Annotated in this window: 17 protein-coding genes; 6 read left to right on the top strand and 11 right to left on the bottom strand. The window is 57.4% G+C overall.

The annotated features are described in order from the left end of the window. Nucleotides 1–35 precede the first annotated feature (35 nt). The 8 genes from FKG94_RS19165 to FKG94_RS19130 form a co-directional block, all read right to left on the bottom strand. Nucleotides 36–272, bottom strand: a complete 237-nt coding sequence (locus FKG94_RS19165) for an acyl carrier protein (RefSeq protein ID WP_142928544.1) — start codon at nucleotides 270–272, stop codon at nucleotides 36–38. A 27-nt stretch (nucleotides 273–299) separates the two neighbouring features. Then, complete coding sequence (locus FKG94_RS19160) at nucleotides 300–1364, bottom strand: acyltransferase family protein (RefSeq protein WP_142928543.1); 1065 nt, start codon at nucleotides 1362–1364, stop codon at nucleotides 300–302. Between the two features lie 5 nt (nucleotides 1365–1369). Further along, on the bottom strand, nucleotides 1370–3208 hold the full coding sequence (locus FKG94_RS19155; RefSeq protein WP_142928542.1) for a serine aminopeptidase domain-containing protein: 1839 nt from the start codon (nucleotides 3206–3208) through the stop codon (nucleotides 1370–1372). After that, complete coding sequence (locus tag FKG94_RS19150) at nucleotides 3205–5769, bottom strand: glycoside hydrolase family 2 protein (RefSeq protein ID WP_142928541.1); 2565 nt, start codon at nucleotides 5767–5769, stop codon at nucleotides 3205–3207. Before FKG94_RS19150 ends, FKG94_RS19155 begins: the two co-directional genes overlap by 4 nt. Nucleotides 5770–5866: 97 nt before the next feature. Beyond that, nucleotides 5867–6844: a DUF1839 family protein gene (locus FKG94_RS19145; protein ID WP_142928540.1), complete on the bottom strand. Its 978-nt coding sequence runs from the start codon at nucleotides 6842–6844 to the stop codon at nucleotides 5867–5869. A gap of 70 nt (nucleotides 6845–6914) precedes the next feature. Next, nucleotides 6915–8090, bottom strand: coding sequence for an acyl-CoA dehydrogenase family protein (locus FKG94_RS19140; RefSeq protein ID WP_142928539.1), 1176 nt, complete (start codon nucleotides 8088–8090; stop codon nucleotides 6915–6917). Between the two features lie 61 nt (nucleotides 8091–8151). Continuing rightward, nucleotides 8152–8391 (bottom strand): acyl carrier protein, encoded by a 240-nt coding sequence (locus FKG94_RS19135; protein ID WP_142928538.1) that lies wholly within the window; start codon nucleotides 8389–8391, stop codon nucleotides 8152–8154. 278 nt (nucleotides 8392–8669) lie between these two features. Further along, nucleotides 8670–10079 (bottom strand): FemAB family XrtA/PEP-CTERM system-associated protein, encoded by a 1410-nt coding sequence (locus tag FKG94_RS19130; RefSeq protein WP_218943584.1) that lies wholly within the window; start codon nucleotides 10077–10079, stop codon nucleotides 8670–8672. A 257-nt stretch (nucleotides 10080–10336) separates the two neighbouring features. On the opposite strand from FKG94_RS19130, the gene FKG94_RS19125 reads away from it, so the two are divergent. After that, entirely contained in the window at nucleotides 10337–11365 is a 1029-nt protein-coding gene (locus FKG94_RS19125; protein WP_142928537.1) for a polysaccharide deacetylase family protein, read from the top strand. A 13-nt stretch (nucleotides 11366–11378) separates the two neighbouring features. Here FKG94_RS19125 and FKG94_RS19120 read toward each other — a convergent pair whose 3' ends face one another. Further along, complete coding sequence (locus tag FKG94_RS19120) at nucleotides 11379–12305, bottom strand: XrtA system polysaccharide deacetylase (protein WP_246125263.1); 927 nt, start codon at nucleotides 12303–12305, stop codon at nucleotides 11379–11381. 80 nt (nucleotides 12306–12385) lie between these two features. Between FKG94_RS19120 and xrtA the strand changes: the two genes are divergently transcribed. Next, a complete protein-coding gene (gene xrtA, locus FKG94_RS19115) occupies nucleotides 12386–13861 on the top strand; it encodes an exosortase A (RefSeq protein ID WP_142928536.1) in 1476 nt (491 codons plus the stop codon). A gap of 11 nt (nucleotides 13862–13872) precedes the next feature. On the opposite strand, the gene FKG94_RS19110 is transcribed toward xrtA, so the two are convergent. After that, nucleotides 13873–14880 carry a polysaccharide deacetylase family protein gene (locus tag FKG94_RS19110; protein WP_142928535.1) on the bottom strand — a complete coding sequence of 336 codons (1008 nt, stop codon included), beginning with the start codon at nucleotides 14878–14880 and terminating at the stop codon, nucleotides 13873–13875. Between the two features lie 57 nt (nucleotides 14881–14937). Between FKG94_RS19110 and FKG94_RS19105 the strand changes: the two genes are divergently transcribed. Then, nucleotides 14938–16026, top strand: a complete 1089-nt coding sequence (locus FKG94_RS19105) for a glycosyltransferase (protein ID WP_179957718.1) — start codon at nucleotides 14938–14940, stop codon at nucleotides 16024–16026. Nucleotides 16027–16203: 177 nt separating this feature from the next. On the opposite strand, the gene FKG94_RS19100 is transcribed toward FKG94_RS19105, so the two are convergent. Then, entirely contained in the window at nucleotides 16204–17388 is a 1185-nt protein-coding gene (locus FKG94_RS19100; protein WP_142928533.1) for a carboxylate--amine ligase, read from the bottom strand. A 31-nt stretch (nucleotides 17389–17419) separates the two neighbouring features. Between FKG94_RS19100 and FKG94_RS19095 the strand changes: the two genes are divergently transcribed. From FKG94_RS19095 to FKG94_RS19085, 3 genes are all read left to right on the top strand, one after another. Further along, nucleotides 17420–17986: an arsenate-mycothiol transferase ArsC gene (locus FKG94_RS19095; RefSeq protein WP_142928532.1), complete on the top strand. Its 567-nt coding sequence runs from the start codon at nucleotides 17420–17422 to the stop codon at nucleotides 17984–17986. Further along, a complete protein-coding gene (locus FKG94_RS19090) occupies nucleotides 17967–19229 on the top strand; it encodes an O-antigen ligase family protein (RefSeq protein WP_142928531.1) in 1263 nt (420 codons plus the stop codon). Before FKG94_RS19095 ends, FKG94_RS19090 begins: the two co-directional genes overlap by 20 nt. A gap of 118 nt (nucleotides 19230–19347) precedes the next feature. Continuing rightward, nucleotides 19348–20340 carry a glycosyltransferase gene (locus FKG94_RS19085; protein ID WP_142928530.1) on the top strand — a complete coding sequence of 331 codons (993 nt, stop codon included), beginning with the start codon at nucleotides 19348–19350 and terminating at the stop codon, nucleotides 20338–20340. Nucleotides 20341–20346: the final 6 nt, after the last annotated feature.

Here is a 20346-nt window from a genome sequence, read left to right as displayed (position 1 = left end):
CCATGGCTCCTTATCGTTGGCGACCAGCCCGGGTGTCAGCTGTTGTTGCTGATATAGTCGAGTATTTTCTCATAGGAAACCAGTGACAGCGCCTCCGCCGTGTCGATAAAGAGGTCGAACTCACTTTCAAGGGCGGTAATCAACGCTACATGGGTAACCGAATCCCAGGACTTTGTGGTGTCCTGGGTGGCTGCAGGAATTTGCGCTTCGTCCTGCATTTCGAACACGGCCGCAAATATGGCTTTCAGTAAGGCTTCATTTTCTGCTGACATGGAGACACCTTTCTATAAAGAGGCCGCTCAGCCCGTAGTTGTGGGTATGTCGTCCGTGCGGGACTTGTTTATTTTCTGCGGTAACGCCAATAGCCGCCGGCGCAGTTTGCCGGACAGATTTTTATCGACCGCCAGGTACAGTACGCTGGATACCGACACCATGGTGGCCAGAATCATAAACAGCAACAGGTAAGGGTCGGTCGATTCGATATATTCGTAAAACAGGTGGCGACCTGCCCGGTGGTGCACCAGGTACAGGGGGTAACTGATGCCGCTGAGGAAGGTAATACCCCAAAACGGTTTCATATTCAGTTTACCCTGCGATATGCCCGTGAATATAAGGTAGAAAGCCGCTATCAACAACCCGCCCCAAACGTAATCCACAGACTGCACCGGTATGGCTTTGTTCTCGAACTGCTGGGGTAGGTAGTAGATAGCAATACTAAACGACAGCGCTAATAATATAGTGTAGAAACGGGTAAATCCATGCCGCGACGCCAAAAAGAAGACCACCCCTGCAATCAGGTAACAGGAGTAGGCGGGAGAGATGAACCAGGACATAAAAAAGGGCTGTTGCACCACCAGATACAACAGGGTGACTGACAACCAGGCGACCAGCCATAAGTGCGCCTTATGCAGCCAGTTCAATGCCAGTAACAGAGCCGTCCAGGCATAAAACTGCAGTTCTATATGCAGTGTCCAGTAAACCGGGTCTATATCGCTGACCCTCAGGTAGTCGTTCAACATCGTCAGGTTGGTGAGAAACTGGGCGAGACTGATGGGCGATTTGTCGCCGACCAGGATATACACGATGGCTGTGGTAAAGATCATCGCGGCCCAGTAGGTGGGATACAGGCGGGTAAACCTTGAGACGGAAAACTCCCAAAAGGAGCGGTTGATGGTTGAATTGCAGATGACAAAACCGCTGATCATAAAAAACAGCGGCACGCCGAGAAAGCCGAATTTGGTGAACCACACGATCTCTTCGTAGTGAGCGGCGCGATCGCTCATGGCAGTCAGGTGATAGAGGAAAACCCAGAGGGCGGCAAATATACGCAACACATCTAATGTGTAGATTCGATGACTATTCATAAAGATTACAACTGTTGCTTGGCGGGTTGAGGGTGTTGAAAAGCGTAGTGGCGCAGGTGGCGGATCAATCTGTCAGTCAGTTGATCGCGTTTTTCGCGCTTGGAAAAAGTATGGTCCGCGTCGTCGATAAAGTACAGTGACAGGTCGTCCCGGTTGGCCATTTTCCTGGCGATCAGCTTAGCCTCGGAAACCAGAATTTTATGGCCCGGGTCTGAGCGTGAGAAAATAAAGCTTATATTCCTGCCGGCCTGTTTGAAGCGCAACAGGTCCCGCCCCAGCTGGCTCGGCGGCAGTATCGCCAGGCGCTCCAGCATATTCTTACCGCCTTCGCGAACCCTCTGCGCGAAGAGCTTAAGAGTGAACTTGACGATATAGGCTATATCTACTTTGCCTTTGAGCAGGCGCACCCAGTTGCCCAGACTTTTCACGGCATATTCGTAGTACTTGGCGTCTTTGTTGACCTGATATGCCGAGGGTATCTCAAGCGACATCCCTTCTTCCCAGTAGAAAGTCAGCGGGTTGATCAGCACCGACTCGACGATCGGGTGGTCCGGCAGCGACAGACCGGCGTGAAAAGACAGATGTGAGCCGGAACACAGACCCGCCAGGATAAACTCCCGATAGCCGAGTTCTGTTTGCAGATGTTCCAGCACGGTCGCCAGGTTGGCAACGGCGCCGGCGGGGTAGGGGTGGTTTTCCTCGACGCTGGTTTCGCAGCAACTGTCGCCCAGGTTACTGAGGTCGTAGCGAAAGCAGTCCAGCCCTGCCTCGGCGAGCGCGCGGCTCAATTCCACATAGAGGCGGTTGGGTCCAACGTGGTGAACGGAGCCGGAGTTGGACAACACGACCAGCGGTCCGCAGGGTGCTGCTGATTGGCGCTCGGGTTGAGTCAAGATACCGAACATTTGCCGCTGTTGTCCGGCGATAACCAATGACTCGCGCACCGCCCGCGGTGCCTGTAGCCGTTGTGTCGCCGGCGCCCGAGCCCGAAAGGAATGCCGGTCGCCAAGCGTGAGCCGGGTTGTCGAAGGGGTGTCCGCGCGATCGCCGGCGGGCCCCTGCCGTGCCAGCCAGTCGACGATGGCACCGATGGCGGCATGGGGAACTTTGGTGTCCTGGGGTTCGGCCAGCATATCCAGGTAGCCGGGGCCCTGCACGACATCAACGGCAATGTTTTGTTGTCGCAGGCAGTTCGCATAGCTGTCGTCGGTGCTGACATGGTCGGGATTTACTATCAGCACTTTCTCATTGCCGGTCGGGACGTCGTTGGTCAGGTCGATGGATTTCAACCGCTCCAGGGTCTCCGTCGACAGCAGAAAGCCGGCGGTTTCAATAAAGTTCTGCTCGTACGACAGTGCGGCCGCCGCCATTTTCGCCAGTGAAGTCATTTCCCGCACATAGCGTTTGCCTTTGACGCAGGGGTTCCACAACACCAGGTAATCCACAGTTTGCCGGCCGGCGGACAGGGCTGCCAGGGTGGCTCCCAGTCGCAGGCCGACGAGGGCGACCGCCGTTACGGCGGTATTGCTTTTCAGCCAGTCGACCTGGGCCTGAATATTCTCCAGCCAGACCTCAATGCGTCGCGGGGCCAGCATATGATCGTCGGAATCACCGGTGCCGAGGTAATCGAATCTGAGTGTCGGGTATCCGGCTGCGGCCAGGGCGTCGGCCAAATGTCGCAACGAGCGATGGGCATGGGTGTATTCGTGGCCGACGGGATTGCAGATAACAATGCCCAGTTTGCCGCCGCATGTCGGTGCCGCCGCGTGCGCCGGCAAGTGCAGCCAGGTGAACAACGGCCCTGCGGCGGTTTGCGACCAGAAGGCAGTGCGCTTCACACTCATAGCTGCAACCTGATCGGGTGGGCCAGATTGACAGCGCTCAAAGTGCCGCGAAACGATCGCGGTGTATCGGTGCGGCGGCGCCACTGTACGACCTTGTCCACCTGCGGTAACAGATGAAAGAAATTATCGTCGGGCTCGTGGTCGCGGATGTCGAGGTCGACACACTGCAAAAAACGATCGGCTCTCAGAGTCAGGCTGAAACCCCGGTCGTTGGGTTCGATGCGGGTAACGATGTCAGCCTTATCCTGACAGGTCAGCTTGAGCGTGCCGGGAAAGTAGCAGGCCTCGGAAACGGGGCTGCCCTGCGCATCGGTCAATCTGGCAAAGGCCAACTCGTGTTTGGGGGGACCGAAGCGATAGTTGTAGGTGGTGTCGTAGAAGCGCCCGAGTAGCGCATCACTGTTGAGTGTTATGGTGCCGCGGGCGGTGATGCTGATCGGCGTGGTTTCCCGGGCAGTGAAGGTTTGTCCCCGATCGATCAGCCCGAACTCCAGGCTGCCGGTAAACGGCGCCGGCATTTCGTTGATCGCGGTGATGTCGAGGCCGTCGAGACCGTTGTCGGTGAGTAGCACGGCGCGCTTGGCCCATACCCGCCGCAGATAATAATACACCGCTTTGGGCAGGTTGCCGGCGTCGAGCAGACCCCAGCCGGCGCCCGGCACCAGGTCTTTAAAGAACCAGACCAGCGCGCCGCCGCAGCGGGTCGAGGTGCGCCAGCGGCTGAAAACCTGTGCCATTACCTCGCCGGTGACACTGCGTGACAGTTGCAGGTAGCGACCCGGATTGTGGTAGCGCAGTGTCGCGGGGTCTTCGGCGTAGAGCGATTTCAGATAGTGGTCGCGGATGTCCTCAAAGTCCCAGCCGGTGCCGGTATCGCGCGGCACGCCGGCTTTCCAGCGCGGGTGATGACAGGCGAAAACGCCGCCGCCCATCACGCTGTTGACGGTGCTGTCGGCGGGGATATTGGCAAAGCCGAGGCACTCGGGTGTGAATTTCACCTGCTCGATAATGCGATCGGACAACGCCCGCTGGTAGGCACCGACGGCGTAAAAGTGGCTGAGCCCCGTGCCGATATGAAACGGCAGCGCGCCTTCACAGGGCGTTGAAGGAAAATAGGGAATGCCCGGGTGCAGTTGCTCGCACAGCGCCGGTATCGACGCGTCGAACAGCGGGCTTTGCCAGTGCTCGGCCGGCATACCGAACATCGCCGCCTGCTGTTGCACTTCGCTGTTGCCGCAATAGACGCTGATACAGGCGAAGCGACACAGGCGTTGTAATTGCTCGCTGACCTCCGCTGTGACATTGGCCAGGAACTGCTGATCGTCGGCCGGGTAGTCCATGTTGGCGAACATGAAATCCTGCCAGACCATGATGCCCAGTTCATCGCACAGGGCGTAGAACGTGTCCTGTTCATAGACCATGGTGCCGCCGATGCGCAGCATATTGACGCCGGCATCCCGTGCCAGCAGGAGGCTGCGTCGCAGTTCGCGCGGGTCGCCGGTGAGGCTGTCGATATCGTTGATGCTCCAGCAGGCGCCGCGGCAGAAGATCGGCACACCGTTGACCGCGATGGCCAGGGCGGCGTCGCCGCCGGCACTCGACTCGCGTGCGACGGTTACCTGCCTGAAGCCCAGTTTACCGCTGTCCAGCGTGGTGCTGGTACCGTCGATGGATATTTCCAGTGCGTAGTCCACCAGAGCGGCGGTCCCGTGCGTATGGGGCCACCAAAGCGGTGCCTCCACGGCAAGCTGCTGGGCAATCGTCAGGCGCTCGCCTTGGTGGTGTAGCGCCAGTGGAAAGCGCACGCCGTCCAGTATCAGATGTGCAGTCGCCTGTTCTATGAGGGTGGCGCTCGAGGTTATGTCGAGTATCGACAGTTCGACTTCGATATCTACAGCAGCAGTACTGTTATCGCTGCTGCTGGTATCGGCAAGCTGCGCCTGACCGTCGGCGTTTGCCTGTGGTCGCAGTAGCAGCTTGGTTACTGACACCTGCGCGCGCCTTTCCAGAGACACGGCTCTCCATGGACCTATGGGTTTGACCGGCGGTGTCCAGCCCGGTATCCGGCCCAGCAGCGTGGTGCGATGCCAGCGCAACTGTTGGTGTTCGACCAGATTGGTTTTCCAGCGCGGGCGAGGTTTTTTGTCGGCCAGTTGTCGGGTTAAACTGCGAAAGACAATGTGCAGCCAGTTGGCGTCGGCAATATGTGCGGAGATGTCGACCTCATAGGTGCGGAACATATTGTCGGCGACCAGTATCACCTGTCCGTTGAGCCACACCTGCGCATGGGTTGCCAGACCCTCGAAACAGATAAACCAGCGCTGGCCGGTACGCCGGGTGGCGTCGAGTGTAAACGGGCAGCGGTACCACCAATCGCAGTCGTCCCAGTTTGAGTCCGGTAAGCGGTAGCCACTGGCCGCTGCCGCGGTGGCCAGGGTGCCGGGCACGGGGGCGTCGATCCACTCGCTGGCGGCTGGCAGTTCCGTCGGGCTCGGGTACTGATCGGCTGGTGTGTTACACAGGGCCCAGAGGGTCGGCAGGGGCAGTTGTTCTCTTATCACGTTCTACGCTGAGTCCCTTCGTCGGCCCGTGGGTGTCGATGCGGCCCCGCCGCGGCTCCCGGTTTGCGACCGGTACCCGCTCCACAGGCCCGCAACCCTAGGCATACTTTTGCCGCAGGGTTTGCATGCCCTGCTCCCAGTGTTCGCCCATAGTATTGATTGTGGACGTATCCAGCGCGCGTTTGCGGGCCATGGCTCGCGCGAGCTGAAATTGAAAAGCTTTTGCCGTAGTGGAAAGACTGCCGAAAGCCTCGACTGCGCCGTTCAGCCCTGTCTCGCCGTGACGCTCGAGCCAGCGCAGATAGGTTTCCACCAACTCGAAACAGGCGCCATACTGGCGCAAAGTGGCGAATGAGTATTTGTGGAAGGTTTCGATGGACTCCGCCATCAGCCAGTCGAGATCGGCTTCAAACCGCTCTTTAAAACGTGTAAACGGATTGTCGGATGGCGTCAGCGCGAGGTTGCGTCGCAATACCTCGACCGATTTCTGCGGCAACGGGCGCCGGTCGGTTTCGATAAGCTGCGGCCTCAGTTTCAGGTACTCGATATAAGGCGGCAGTACCCGCGGGTTGGGAATACCGTCAAGCTGCAGTAGTTCGCGGCAGTTTTCCCCATCGAGTTCGTAGTAGCCCTGGCCGTGAAAGTAACCCAGGCGCGCGTTTTCAATGTCCACCGCATTGACGGCGATGGTCGTTTTAACGTGTTCGGTCTGGTAGGCCGTGCCGGCGGTGTCGGGCAGAAAATAGGAGTCGACTTCGACCAGCACGGGACGGCCCAGGGAAACTTGCTCCTCCACATGGGTGGCGAATGATAACCAGGGATTGAGTTCCTGTATTTCGATACCGAACAGGGTGAACAAATCCTGGTGCGGAAATTTGAAGAACGTCCACTGATCGCCTTCGAAATCAATGCACAGCGTAAACGGCAGCGCCGCTATCGGCTCCAGTTCAAGGCCGTGGAGCAGCTCCACCATCACATCGACATAGCAATTGGTTTCGGCCCAGCAGCGATCCGCGCCGTGGATGGCGTGGTTTTGATATCGACTGGCATCTATCGGTAAAATTTGTTTCAGCATCGGATAAAACCTGAGTGCCGGGTGTCGAGCCGGTTACCTGGAGACAGACAGCCGCTCGCCGCAACGCTCTTTAACTCTCTTTGATTGCAACCTGCATGGTGGCGTTGTGTTGGCGTATTCTATCGTTGTTGACCATCAACGCCGCGCCGTACGCATCCCTGATATGGCGGCTGAGACTGTTTTTACTGTCGTTGCGATAGCCGGAAATACCCACTATCGACAGGGCTCTGCCGACAATATCCACCACCATTTCCGAACAGCGAAGCTTGACGTTATTGGTTCTGATGGAGAAACCGAAATTGGAAAACTGATCTTCGTTGTTGTCCCGCAGCAGGTCCTCGTATTCGCGGATGAATACATACAGGCCGCTGCGCATACTGTAGAGCTGTTCGTCCACCTCCGACAGGCGAATGGAGCTGATGGCGGGACTGTCGGGGTTTTTGCGGTAGGCGTTGCGAACGCTGGCGCGGGCGCGGTTTACGGCGTCGGTTGCCAGGCCCAGCCACAGCGAACCCCACACCAGGTGTGATACCGGATGCATGGTCTTGCTCAGAATGTCGGCGAAGGGTTGCGGTAATACCTGGTGGCTGCCGCCGCTGGCCGTCAACGTGTAGCCTGAACTGCAGGTGCCGCGAAAGCCCAGCGTATCCCAACCGGACAGCGGCTCAAACTCGCTGTCCCCCGTGTTGACCAGCACTTGCACTTGATCGCTGCGGGCGGCCTCGGGATGGCTGCGGCAGGTTACCATCACCGCATCGGCATCGAGGGCGTAAGAGATGACCGGCGCCTGTTTTTTCAGGGCAAAGTTATCGCCCTCGGGCTCCAGTGCACACAGGCTCGAGCGCAAATCGCCGCCAATGCCCAACTCCGTGGTGGCCGATGCCAGCAGATACTGGTGTTCGCAAAGAGATACCAGGTAGTCGCGAAAAAAATCGGCATTGCGGGCGTGGTGCACTATGCAGGCTACTTGAATCTGGTGCATGGCATAGATCATTGCCGTGGACGCACAATATCTACCCAGCATCTCGCAAATTTTACACAGTTGTGAAATGCTCAACTCGTCGCCGCCGAACTCGCGAGGCACATAAGCGCTCAGCAGACGATGTGATTTGAGGGCTTCGAAAGACTCCGAGGGAAAACGTGCTTGCGTATCCACATCGGCGGCGGTGTCCGATATCACCCCCGCGCCGATCGTGTCGACTATCTTCAGGATATCGGCAAAATCACGGGATGCTGTTGCGTCCATAAGTACTCCTGGATGAAAAAAAGATACCGAAGCGGCTGCTATCCTGAGTGCTATGCAAGCATTAGTCCACTAAATCCTCTACCACTTCATTTAATGCACTGATGCTCTGGAACGTGGCGCGCGATAGCACCGCATCCGGAAATTCGATGTCGAACTGATCTTCGATGGCGAGCATCAGGTTGACCGTTGTCAGCGAGGTTAGCCCGACTTGGTAGAGGTCGCTATCGTCCTCCAGTTGCGCCACATCCACGCTTAATTTGCCGCAATCGGACAATATCTCGCGTATTTTTGCTTTGTGCATGTTGAGTATCTCAGTAGTTGATTGAGCGCCGGTCACACCGATTTTACGGCGGCGTGACGGGACCTGGCAGCGGCGGCAGGCCGTTGCCAACCGGAGCGCACATTTTAGACGCTCGGTAAAATAACACCAACATTATCAATAGTGTAGACGCTGTTTTGCGAATGTCTGTAAAAAAAACCGACATGATTTCGACTGTGAAAGCGCCCGCCGTCAGATTCTCAAATCACTGCCGCGAACGGTCCTGCGTCGGGGGCCGGAGCCGGTTGCGGCGGATAGCGTCAGGGCAAATTCTTAACGATGGCCGGCCCCACCAACTTGGTAATCCACAGGGGCAGTTTTTTCCAAATGGCGATGACCAGGCGGTACTTGGGATTGTCGGGGTTGATTTCCGGCAGGGCGCTGCCGGCCGGTAACCAGTAGTACCAGTAGTGTTGTACCGGAGTGGTGCCCCATTGTTTTTTGAACTTGTAAGTGCCGGCGTCGCGGGTGGAGCGACCGAAGTCGAAGAACGCGAAGCCTTTGTCGATGGCAAGGCGCAGTATTTGCCGGTACATCCACATGTTGATGTTGAGTTTGTTGACCCTGCGCAGTGTCGATGCCCAGGGTATCTCAAGCAGCTCACCCCGGCCGATCAGGAACGCCGCCGCGACGCACTGCTTATCGATATAAACGCATACCACCGTGGTTTCAGTTGAAAACCGGTCGAGGATATTTTGAAATAACGACTTGGCGTAGACAGGGGTGCCCAAATCCCGCATATTCCTGGCGAAAACGTCGTAGAAATCTTCCAGCAATTCCACACCGCCGAAGCGTATCTCGGGGTTGTGGCGAGTGGCGAGCTTCGTCTGTGCCCTGACCTTTGCGCCCAGGGCGTGGTCCAGTTCGTCGTCGCTCGCCGGCAGGGCCCTGATCATGGAGACCTTTTTATCCTGGTAGGGAAGATCGTAACCGGGTGTGGTGGTGCGGATTTCGATATGACTCCAGCCCTGGGCAGCGGCAATTTCACCGGCTTTTGCCAGCAGCAGCGCCGCCGTGTCGGCGCAGTCAGCCAGTGGACCGCCGTAGTTAAAAAACGGTATTGATACGCTGAAACTTCCGAAAAGCCGGCTTTGCAGCCAGATCAGCGGCAGTATCCCGACGATCCGCCCGGTGCTGTCAGTGGCGGCGAGGTAAAAGCCCCGGTGGTTGAACGAACTGTCGATCACCTGGCGCCAGCCATAGTGATGATAGATCGACGCCTGCGGGTGTCCGGACACATAGTCATCCCAGTCCGATTGCCTGGCGTCGTCTATGGCACTGACGCTGACCGCCTCTGGCGCAGGTGCCGGGGGCGCCGCTTGCGGAAGAAACTGGCGGGGCAGTTGTGGTGTTTGGGGTTTGTCTGCGGTGTGGCTCTGCAGGCGCGCGGTCAGTGCTTTCTCGGCGGCTTTGCATTGCGCTTCCTGGGTTTTCAGGGCGGCGGAGATGGTTTGCATCTGCCGCTTGGCCGCGTCGGTGGCCCGGGTGTCGCCGGCGGCCTGTTTGAACGATCTGGCACACGTCCCTTTTTCGTCGCGCAGTGTTTTAATGCGGGCGCGCAGGTTGCGAATTTCTTCGACCGCGGCGGCAATCGCCTCGCTGTCGGGCAGTGTGTTGACGCAGGCGGACAGCTCCCCGGGAGATAATGCTAGCAGTGATTTTGTATCCATGGCTCTGGCAATTGAAGTGAAAGAACTGCCCACCGGGCGCTGACAAAGCCGGCATTATACCCAAGTTGCCGGTGCTGATATACGTCGCCGTCGCCGTCGCTGCCGCTGTGCCCTGCCCGGGCGTTGCGTGCGATCCGGGTTTAGCCGTGTGCGGCGCGGGGTAGTCTTTCTTTCTCGCTTTTAGGGATAACCCCAAGCGGGTGGTTTGTGATTAAATAGTGGTGGTGTGATGCGGGGAAAAATAAGAAACGACGCCAATGACTAAACGTTTAGCCAAACACGTCCTGCCTGCGGTGATTGAGTGGACGCCGCATCGCCTGATCGCGCGGCTACTCGGCGGCTTTACCCCGATCTTTATGCTGCACCGGATCGTCGCCGATGGCCTGGCGGTGGAGGGACACACGCCGGCGTTTATTGAGCAGTGCCTGAGTTACATCAGAAAGCACCGGTATAATCCGATCAGCCTGGAGACCTATGGCCGCTTGCGGCTCGCCGGCGAGCCGGTGCCGGCGCGGTCCGTGGTGTTTACCATCGACGATGGCTTCAAAGATCAGTGCCTGGTCGGTGGTGAGGTTTTCGGCAAGTACGATATACCCCTGACATGCTTTTTGATCACCGACTTTATCGACGGTCGTCTGTGGCCCTGGGACGATCAAATCCGCTACGTACTCGATAGCACGCCGCGCCGCCAGTTTGCCGTCAAGCTAATGGACGGCTCAGACTTTGCGGTGGATCTGGCGTCTGCCTCGCCGCACGGCAATGCCCGGCTGCTCCGCAATCGACTCAAAGAGATCGATCAGACGGCGCTCTATGACTGGCTGCCGCAGTTTTACCGGGCGGCCGAAGTCGATGTGCCGGCGGCACCTCCGGCTCACTATCAACCGGTTTCCTGGGCCGAGGCCAACGCCTTTGTCGCCCGGGGGCATGGCATTGCGCCGCACACGTGTTCCCACCGGATTCTGTCGCGGCTGCAGGAGGAGACCAGCAGCCGCGAGATCACCGCTGCAGCCGCACGGGTGCGGCAGGAGGTTGCGCAGGCGGCGCCAGTGTTTGCCTATCCCACCGGGCGCCGTCAAGATTTTGGCGAGCGCGAATACAGCGCCGCGGCCGCGGCCGGATTTTCCTGTGCCGTGTCGACGGTACCGGCGGCGGCCGCGCCGCGTGATCATCGCTATGCGTTGCCGCGTTTTTCGCTACCCGAAAACTTTACCGATTTTATTCAGTATTTGACCTATATCGAGGTTGTCAAAAGCAAGTATTACCGGCGCTCGCGCCGCTCGATGTGAGCGACTGCGCCGTTCACGCCGGTTTGACGGCAGCCTCTTGAAAGCTGTTCAGGTCGATAGTGGTGTCAACTGTCGTTGCGGCGAGACTCTGCTCGATGCTGCCGAAAGAAAAGTCCTGCAGCAGGCGTTGCAGGCGCGGCAGGCAGTGGCGCAGGTTGGTATAGTGGCGAAAATTGGAGAGCAGGCCGGCACCGGGAATGCGAGGCTGTTGCGGATCGATTTCCCAGGGGTGTAAATAAAAAATCATCGGCTTGGTCTGGCCGTTGCTTGCCCGTTCAAACAACCAGCGTGAAAGCACGTAGGGATATTGGCGGAAATAACCGCCGCCGGCTGCCGGGACGCTTTGACCGAGCACTTTGGCGGTGGTCAGCGGCAGCTCCGTCAGTGTCGCGCCGTTGCGGGTTTTGATGGTGTAAGGTTGTTCCGGGGTGCCGGGCATGCCGTAGCGGTCATGGTGGATGGGGAAAATGCTGGAATCCCAGCTAAACCCCAGTTCGGCCAGGATGTCGAGGGCCCAGAGCGACGCCCGGGTAATGGAGTAACTGGCGGCGCGATAGCCGGCGATCGGTTTTTGTGTGATCGCCTCCAGAATTTCTTTCGATTTGTAGGTCTCTTCCTTGAAAACTTCGGGGGTCTGACTATACACAAGATCATGGCTGTAGCCGTGGGAGGCCACTTCATGCCCGCCGGCGACGAGTTCCGCCACCAGTTGCGGGTGCCGCTCGGCAACCCAGCCGAGTACGAAGAAGGTGCATTTAATGTCATTCTCGGCAAATAAATCCAATAGCACCCGGGTGTTTTGCTCGACCCGACTGGGCCAGTTGCTCCAGTCGTCAAATTTTACGACACTTTTAAAGGCTGCGACTTGGTAGTAGTCTTCGACGTCAACCGTCATCGCGTGGAGCATGGGCTTGGGGGTGGTGTCTGGTAAGCCGGACATAAGGTGTCTCGAATTTTTACAACTGTATGACTGTCAATGAACACATACTAACACAATGTAGATTACCCTGAAGAGACAGAGTGGATAGAAATCTGACGCGTGGTGCCCTGCTGGGCATGCTCCTGATCGTAACGGCGGTGTTTTGGCCGACGTTGCAGCAACTCCATCTGCGCTGGGTGCAGATGGACAATACCTATGCCTACGGTTACTTTCTATTGGCCCTGGCGGGCTTTATTGTTCACCAGCGGATTCAACAGCACCGCCACACGGATCGGCGGCCGGTGTGGTTGGGCGGGGTGGCCAGTCTGCTGGCGTCGGTGGTCTGGCTGGCAGGGTATTTGACCCAAACCCAGTTGTTGGAGCAAGTGGCGCTGCCGATTATTATCTGGGGGTGGGTGCTGGTTTACTTCGGCTGGCGTTTTGCCCGCGCGGTGGTACCGGCTTTTGTGCTGGTTTATTTCACCATCCCGTTGTGGGATGTGCTCGTCGATCCCCTGCGGATCATCACTGTTATCGTCGTGCAGTGGTGGATCCGTTTATTGGACATCCCGGTGTTTATCGACGGCTTTGTGATTGAGGTGCCCGCCGGCACTTTCGTGGTGGCGGGCGGCTGCTCCGGGCTCAACACGCTGCTGATGGGTGTGGTGATCAGCGCCTTTTATGCCGCTCAATATCTGCGCTCTTACCGGCGAGTGCTGTGTGTCGTGCTGATGGTGGGCCTGGCGCTGGTGGGCAATTGGGTGCGGGTTTTTTTACTCGTGCTCATCGGTTACTACAGCGATATGCAGAACCCGCTGGTCTATGATCATCTGGCGTTTGGCTGGGCGGTGTTTGTGGTTTGTCTGCTGGTGTTCTTTTTTCTGCTGCGCTTTATCGACGGAGATGGAACCACCGGTGCCGATGCAGGGGTAGCACCTGCCGTTGCCGGCGGTATCGGGCCCGCCGTCGGTGCCGTGGCCCTGTTGATTGCCGTGGTGTTGTCCATCTCGCCGCCGGTCTGGGCGCGCCTGCAGGGCGCCGGCGACGGCTCGGCCGGTACCGGCATAGCGCTGGCATCTGAGGCAAGCCTGCGGCCGGTGCCGGCCGATCGCTGGATTCCCGATTACCGGGGCTATGATGTCTTACAGCAATGGGCTGGCGATATTGCCGGTTTACCCGCGGTGCTGACGGCGCTCACCTATTTGCAACAGCGCCAGGGTAAGGAGTTGATTTACTTCGCCAACCGGCTGGCGGACGAAGATCGGGAGCGACGCCTGCCACCGCTGGTGCTGGCGAACGGACTCAAGGTCGGTCGTTCGATTGTCAGCGGCAGCCGCGGTCCCTCGCTGGTGTTGTGGACTTATCGAGTGGGGGATTGGCACACGCTTTCTGACCTTTACGCCAAGCTGTTGCAGATACCTTCCCGGTTTGCCGGCGAGCCCGCCGCGGGTCTGCTGGTAGTGACACTGCGATGTCGCCAGACCCGTTGCCGGCGGTTGCTGCAACTGGCGGAGGGGGAGAATTTTAGCGCCGAACTTGCCGCCACGCTCGATGGCGTGCGCTGGACGTATCGCTGAGGTTCGGATGGTCAAAGCCAGCCCGAGAGGCGGGCGCCCAGCTTATCGGCGCTGTCGCTTCTGTCCTGGTGCACACCAATTCTCAGTAATTGAAAGGGCTGTAGTTGGTTGGCGCGGTTGATACCGGCGGCGGTGGTTACGGCTGCTTTGTAGAGTTTGGATACCTGACTCAGGGCCAGGTCGCAGACGTCGCCGTTGGGGTAGCAGAACAGCTCGATCGGCTGATCCAACTCCGCTTGCAGGCGCGCTTTACTGTCTTCCAGCTCTTTGATCAGCACCTTGGGCTCGAGGTCTTCGCGCAGCCGGAAGTGGTGGCAGGTGTGGGAGCCGACATCCACCAGCCCGGATGCGGCCATCTCCCGCAGTTGTGTCCAGTTCATCAGTGCTGCGTCGTGTCCGCCGCCGTCGCCGCTGGTATCGATCTGTGCCAGCCGTTGGTGCAGCAGGCTGTCCGGGTGTTGTTTCAGGTGTTGAATGACGCCGGCAATGGTTTCCTGGTCGGGTACCTGCGCCGGGTTAGCCAACAGCGGTTGCAGCCAGTCGATCGACTGCCAGTGGCGGGGGGGGCGCCGCAACAAATCATTGATACGGTTGGGCCAGAATTGTTGATCGGTGCCGATCATATGGGAGACGGCGAAGAGCGTGGCGGGCACTTGTTCCCGCTGCAGGATGGGGAAGGCGTATTCGTAGTTGTCTGCCCAGCCATCGTCGAACGTAATGGCGCAGGCCTTTGCCGGCAGCGGGCGGTCGGCGCTCCAGCGGTCGATCCACTCGCGCAGGGGAATTAAGGTAAAATGTCGCTGCAGTTGCCGCAGGTGATGGCCAAATGTTTCCGGTTCGACAATCATACCGGGCTCCTCGGCCCGGTAGCGGGGATCATCCTTGGGGAGAATCCGGTGGTACATCAACACCCACAGTCGGGGCACCGTCGATTTGCGGCGGTGCGATCCGAATTGGGCGGCGGTCCACTCCAGTGGCGTGCGGACCAGGTTCTTGGCGATGTGGGAGATAGACGACATGGTGAATAGTAAGTGACTGAGTCGGTAAACAGACATTGTAATGGGGTGAAAACCATCTTGCATCTTATAGATACCACCGGTCCAGGTGGTGCGGAGACGGTTTTTATCCAATTGGCCGATCTGCTCAGGCAGCGCGGCTATCGATCCCTGGTGGTGATTCACGGTCCGGGATGGGTGCACGATGAGCTGCAGCGGCGCGGTTTGGCGCCCCTGGTGGTGGCGGTAACCGGCGGCTTTGCCGTGGGACTGCTGTGGCAATTGTTGCGGTTGGTGCGCAGGGAAAAGGTCGATGTTATTCAATCGCACCTGTTGGGGTCGAATGTGTATGCCGCCATGGTGGGGCTGCTGGCACGCGTGCCGGTGGTGGCCACCTATCACGGGATGGTCGATATCAATCCCCGCGAGCGCTTTCGCCGCATCAAGCACCGGGCGATGAAATGGGGCATTCGACGCTATGTCACCGTCAGCCGGCGTCTGTTGGATAGTGTGTGCGCGCAGAACCTGCTCGATCCGGACAAGACCACCGTGGTCTACAATGGTATTGAAACGGAAAAGTACCGGCCGAATCAGTCGTCGCGTCTGCGCCGGCAACTGCAGGTGGCCGATGATGCGCTGCTGGTCGGCAGCCTGGGCAATATCCGCTCCGCCAAAGCTTACGATGTGTTGATCGAGGCAGCGGCGCGGGTAGTGCCCGATTATCCGAACCTGCATTTTATTGTGGCCGGTCATCAGAAAGAGCCGTTGATGTCAGAACTCAATCGACAGGTTGTCGAGTTGGGTTTGGCCGATCATATTCACTTTATCGGTTTCTACGAAGACAGCGCCGATTTCCTGGGGCAATTGGACTACTTTGTACTGTGCTCGAGTTCCGAGGGTTTTTCCATCTCGACCATCGAGGCGATGGCGACCGGCCTGCCGGTGCTGGTGACCCGTTGCGGGGGGCCGGAGGAAATTGTCAGTCATGGTGAAAATGGCTGGATGGTACCGCCCGGCGACCCTGCGGCCCTGGCGCAGGCGCTGGCGCAGTTGATCGCCGACGCCGGATTGAGTCACAAACTGGGTGCCGCCGGTTTGGCCCATGTGAGGAACACATTTGACGTGCAGGCGATGCTCAATGGTTATGAGGCTATTTATACGCGGTTGTAGTTGTCTCTTGCGGCGGCACGGTGCGGGGACGTAACTTCAGTTGCGTCCCCCTAGAATGGTGCCACTCCCCTTTCTAAAGGTACCACTACCGGCGGCACAATGCGGGGACGTAACTTCAGTTGCGTCCCCTTAGAATGGTGCCACTCCCCTTTCTAGAACCCCCTCCCCACATCCTAATCACGACCGCAGCGCCCTAACATAAGCCTTAACCTCAGCCCAAGCCGGCCTCAAATCCCCGAGCCGGTTCACCTCGTGGCGGGTGATGAAGGGCCTGGGAATGAAAAAACCGATCAGTCTCGCCAGTTTCTCCCACCGGGTAAAATCCCGGCTTCTCAGCGCTAAATAAAGACTGTCGATATCGCCCAGCAGCCAGCGCAGGCGCCGGCCGACCCGGTACTCGCCGACAGGATCGACCGGGCGTTGTGCGGTGATTTGCCACAACAGTTTCGGAAAGTCCACCCCCGCATCTATCGCCAGTTGCAAAGACCCCCAAAAGCGGGTGTTTACTTCCATCAAATAAGGGTGCCCGTCGGGGGTCATCCGAAATTCGATCATGGCAACGCCGTGCCAATTGACCGCCGACAGCAGCTTGCGGGCCATCTCCTGCAGGCGCGGGTTGATGGCAGCGCTGGCGCTCAGTACACTAACGCCCCCCTGGGGCGGTTTTTCCCGCAGCCGCTGGTGAGCAAAGAAAGCCACCGGCTCGCCCTGGTCGTAGAGCGCGAAAATACCGGCGCCGGTGCCGGGGACAAATGACTGCAACATAAACTCGTTATTTTGCAAATAGTCGGTTGCGGTCAGGATATGCTCCAGTTCGGCGCGGCTGCGGGCCACTCGGACGGCGGTGTCCAGCCATTGCTGACCGGTCCAGATACGGGACAGGCAGGGCTTGACCACGACCGGAAACTTTTCCACCTTCTCCGTCTCGACATCGCCTGCGCGACAGTAGTGCCGACTTGCGGGGGTGGGGACGTCGACGGACTGTGCCAGCTTCACCAGCTTGCCCTTGTCGGCCAGGGACATAACGGTTTCATAGGGCGCGAATGGCAGCAGGCAGTGACCGATGCGGTCGCTGTTCATCAACAGGAGCTGGCTGGTAATTTCGGTGGTGGGGAATAGCGCGTCGATCGCCTCCGCGCGGATGGTGTCATTCAGCCACGACAGGAATGCCTCGGGTTGGTGCTGGGGCGATGGATGGGTGTAGTAGTTTTCGCTGTATCGGGAATAGCCTGCCAGCGCGGTTGTGGTAGAATCGGCGGTCGAAATTGCCAGCTCCGGGATGCGGCCGAGCGATCGTGTGACAGCCAGGGCACTGCGTTGATTGGCATCCAGTACTAAAATACGTTGACGTCGCTGTGCCATGTCACTGGATCACCTGACTTAAGAAAATGAAATGCTAAGTGCTCTAGATGCTTATATCAAGAACAGATTTGGGTCGCGCTCCGGTTTGCTGGCGGCGGTGAAGTACAAGGCGCTCTACTGGCTCGGTCACTACAGGCAGTACCAGCAAATCGACTTTGCCGGTGCCGAGCGACTGGTGTTTATATGCTCCGGTAACATCTGCCGCAGCCCGCTGGCCGAGGTGGTGGCGAGGGAAACCGGGTTCTCAGCGGAGTCGTTCGGGCTGCACTGTCGCGGCGGCGATCCCGCCGACCCGCGGGTGCTGGAGTTCGCCGGGACGCTCGGCCTGGATGTAGAGGCACATCGATCGCGCAATATAGCGGAGTATGTCGGCCGGCAGGGGGATGTGCTGGTGGTGATGGAACCCGCCCATCTCACCGAGCTTGGCCAGCATATTAACGGCACCCGACAGGTTACCATAGCGACGCTATGGGGCGAGCCGCCGACCCCCTATTTACACGATCCGTTTAGCTGCAATACCACTTTTTTTAATCGGTGTGAGCATCAACTCGCTTTAGCTGTGAAGAGATTTATCGCCTGTGTCGACGCCTCTCGTTAGTGAGTTCTACGCTTTTAAAGTCAAGGCGATGTGGAGTTACTTCCGGCGGGAGCATTTTTCGTTCTGGATGATTTGCGGGTATCTGTTCTTTGAGTTCGTGCGCCCGCAGTCACTGTTTCCCGCCATCGATATCCTGCCCTGGTCCCAGTTGCTGATTTTGGGGGCGTTTGCAGGCGCCATCCTCGACAAGAATGTTACCTGGGTCAACAGCACCGGCAACGTGCTGATCATACTGTTCCTGCTGGTGATCAGCATCGCCTCGCTCACCGCAACCTATCCGGAGTGGTCGCAGAAGCATTATTCCGATTTTCTCAACTGGTTTATTATCTACTTTCTCATTGTCACAATCGTCAATAAAGAGCAGCGGTTCTACCTGTTTTTTCTGGTGTTTCTTTTTGCCAGCGAGAAAATTGCCATAGGTACGACCAAGATCTGGGCGCAGAGAGGGTTTTCGTTCACGAGTTGGGGGTTGTCCGGGCCCACCGGTTTTTTCCAAAACTCGGGCGAGTTGGCGGTTCTGATGTTGATGTTGTTCCCGGTTTCTTACTATCTGTGGAAGACACTCAAACTGCGCTGCAACCTGTTTGAGCGCGGTTTGCTGATCCTTTTTTGGGTATGCCCCGTGATGACTGTGATGGGAGCCAGCAGTCGTGGCTCTCAAGTGGCCTTGGCGTTGCAGTTGTTGTTGATGTTCAGGAAAAGTATCTTTCACTTCAAGTATATTTTTGGTTTTGCCATTATCGCCACTGCACTGTGGTTCTTGTTGCCAGAGGAGCAAAAGCTGAGGTTCAGCGAAGCGGGCGAAGATAAATCGTCGCTGCAGCGCCTCTTGTACTGGGAGCACGGCTGGACAATGATGAAAGATCACCCGTTTTTCGGCGTCGGTTTTTACAATTTCATTCCGTATTACCAAGACTATTACTCTCACGATCTTTTGTATGCTTTTGCGCAACTGCCGCACAATATTTTTATTCAAGTGGGCACCGATGCCGGATTTACCGGTCTGTTTGTGTTTTTGTTGATCATCTTCTATTGCCTGCATGAATCACGCAAGCTGGTGCTGTCAAAAGAGACGACCGATGTCGAGCGGGCCCTTGCCGCCGGCCTGGGGCTTGGTGTATTGGGGTTTTTGGTGGCCGGACAGTTTGTTACGATTACTTACTACCCGTATTTATGGATCAGCTTCCCGATGATCGTGTGCCTGTCGAATATTGTTCGCAAAAGAACCGAAAGCCAGCTTTAATAGGAGCCGTCAGCGGAAAAAAAATAGCCGTCAGCGGAAAAAAAATAGCCGTCAGCGGAAAAAAAATAGCCGTCAGCGGCAGAAAACAGCGATCAGCGGCAGAAAACAGGAAAATACAATGCACAGGCATGGAAAAAAGTATCTTGCAACCAATTTCAGGTTCGAGCAGAAAAGTGAAAAACTGGATATTCGCAAGTTCAACAAGCTCAATCCTTTTTCTGCGAACGGATTGCGCGAAGTCGCCAGAATGGTGAAGGACTTACCAAAAATTGACTTGATTTTCTATGCCAACCCGTCTTTCTTCGAATATGTCTTTATCGCTTTTTTGAAAGTGTTCACCTGGAAACGGGTGAAAATAGCGTTGTTTGACCTGATTTTGAAGTATCCCGGCAGTACCCGTCTCGAAACCTATATCGCCTTTGTCAAAGGCTTCTTTTTGCGGCGTTTTGACTGCATTTTTGTGATCCATCGTGATACCACCGGCTATGAAGAGCATTACGGTCTGCGACGCGAAAAATTTCACTACATACCCTTTAAGGCAAACAATTATTTTCGTCGTGATGACTATGAGATCAAAGACGAGGGTTTTGTGTTATCCCTGGGCGGCAGTCAGAGGGATTATGAAACCTTGTGTCAAGCGGCTGAGGGGCAGGACTGGCCGGTCGTGATCGTCTGCCGGGATGATTCCAGGGCGAGGCATAATGCGTTGCTGCCCCACCGTTTTCCCGGCAATGTCAAACATATCAGTGACTTCGTCGATGCCGAGCACTGGAATCGTCTGCTGTCGAGCTGTACCCTGGTGGTGGTGCCGATCCGGGAGGAGGCGATACAGCCTGCCGGTATCAGCGTCTATCTCGAGGCAATGATCTACCGCAAGGCCTGCATAGTCACAAAAGGTGCATCGTCGGTGGGTATCATCGACCGGAATAACCGGGCCATTCAGGTGCCGCCGCGCGATAGCGAAGCCTTGCGAGAGGCTATCGAATCGCTCTGGCGTGACCCGGCGTTACGGCAGCAGTACGCCGATGCCGGCCACAGCTACGCCACGGGCTTAAAGGATGATAACCGTATGCGCAGCGATATTCTCAATGCCCTCGAGTCGCTGGGTTAATGCGTT

The sequence above is a fragment of the Exilibacterium tricleocarpae genome (genome assembly GCF_007004655.1).
Taxonomy (GTDB): Bacteria; Pseudomonadota; Gammaproteobacteria; order Pseudomonadales; family Cellvibrionaceae; genus Exilibacterium; species Exilibacterium tricleocarpae.
Note: the sequence above shows the minus strand (reverse complement) of the source record. Positions and strands in the feature narration are given on the sequence as shown.

Excerpts from the sequence above, each read along its gene's own strand:
- FKG94_RS19165 (WP_142928544.1), bottom strand. The coding sequence starts at position 272 with ATGTCAGCAGAAAATGAAGCCTTACTGAAAGCCATATTTGCGGCCGTG.
- FKG94_RS19160 (WP_142928543.1), bottom strand. The coding sequence starts at position 1,364 with ATGAATAGTCATCGAATCTACACATTAGATGTGTTGCGTATATTTGCC.
- FKG94_RS19155 (WP_142928542.1), bottom strand. The coding sequence starts at position 3,208 with ATGAGTGTGAAGCGCACTGCCTTCTGGTCGCAAACCGCCGCAGGGCCG.
- FKG94_RS19145 (WP_142928540.1), bottom strand. The coding sequence starts at position 6,844 with ATGCTGAAACAAATTTTACCGATAGATGCCAGTCGATATCAAAACCAC.
- FKG94_RS19140 (WP_142928539.1), bottom strand. The coding sequence starts at position 8,090 with ATGGACGCAACAGCATCCCGTGATTTTGCCGATATCCTGAAGATAGTC.
- FKG94_RS19135 (WP_142928538.1), bottom strand. The coding sequence starts at position 8,391 with ATGCACAAAGCAAAAATACGCGAGATATTGTCCGATTGCGGCAAATTA.
- FKG94_RS19130 (WP_218943584.1), bottom strand. The coding sequence starts at position 10,079 with ATGGATACAAAATCACTGCTAGCATTATCTCCCGGGGAGCTGTCCGCC.
- FKG94_RS19125 (WP_142928537.1), top strand. The coding sequence starts at position 10,337 with ATGACTAAACGTTTAGCCAAACACGTCCTGCCTGCGGTGATTGAGTGG.
- FKG94_RS19120 (WP_246125263.1), bottom strand. The coding sequence starts at position 12,305 with ATGTCCGGCTTACCAGACACCACCCCCAAGCCCATGCTCCACGCGATG.
- FKG94_RS19110 (WP_142928535.1), bottom strand. The coding sequence starts at position 14,880 with ATGTCGTCTATCTCCCACATCGCCAAGAACCTGGTCCGCACGCCACTG.
- FKG94_RS19100 (WP_142928533.1), bottom strand. The coding sequence starts at position 17,388 with ATGGCACAGCGACGTCAACGTATTTTAGTACTGGATGCCAATCAACGC.
- FKG94_RS19095 (WP_142928532.1), top strand. The coding sequence starts at position 17,420 with ATGCTAAGTGCTCTAGATGCTTATATCAAGAACAGATTTGGGTCGCGC.
- FKG94_RS19085 (WP_142928530.1), top strand. The coding sequence starts at position 19,348 with ATGCACAGGCATGGAAAAAAGTATCTTGCAACCAATTTCAGGTTCGAG.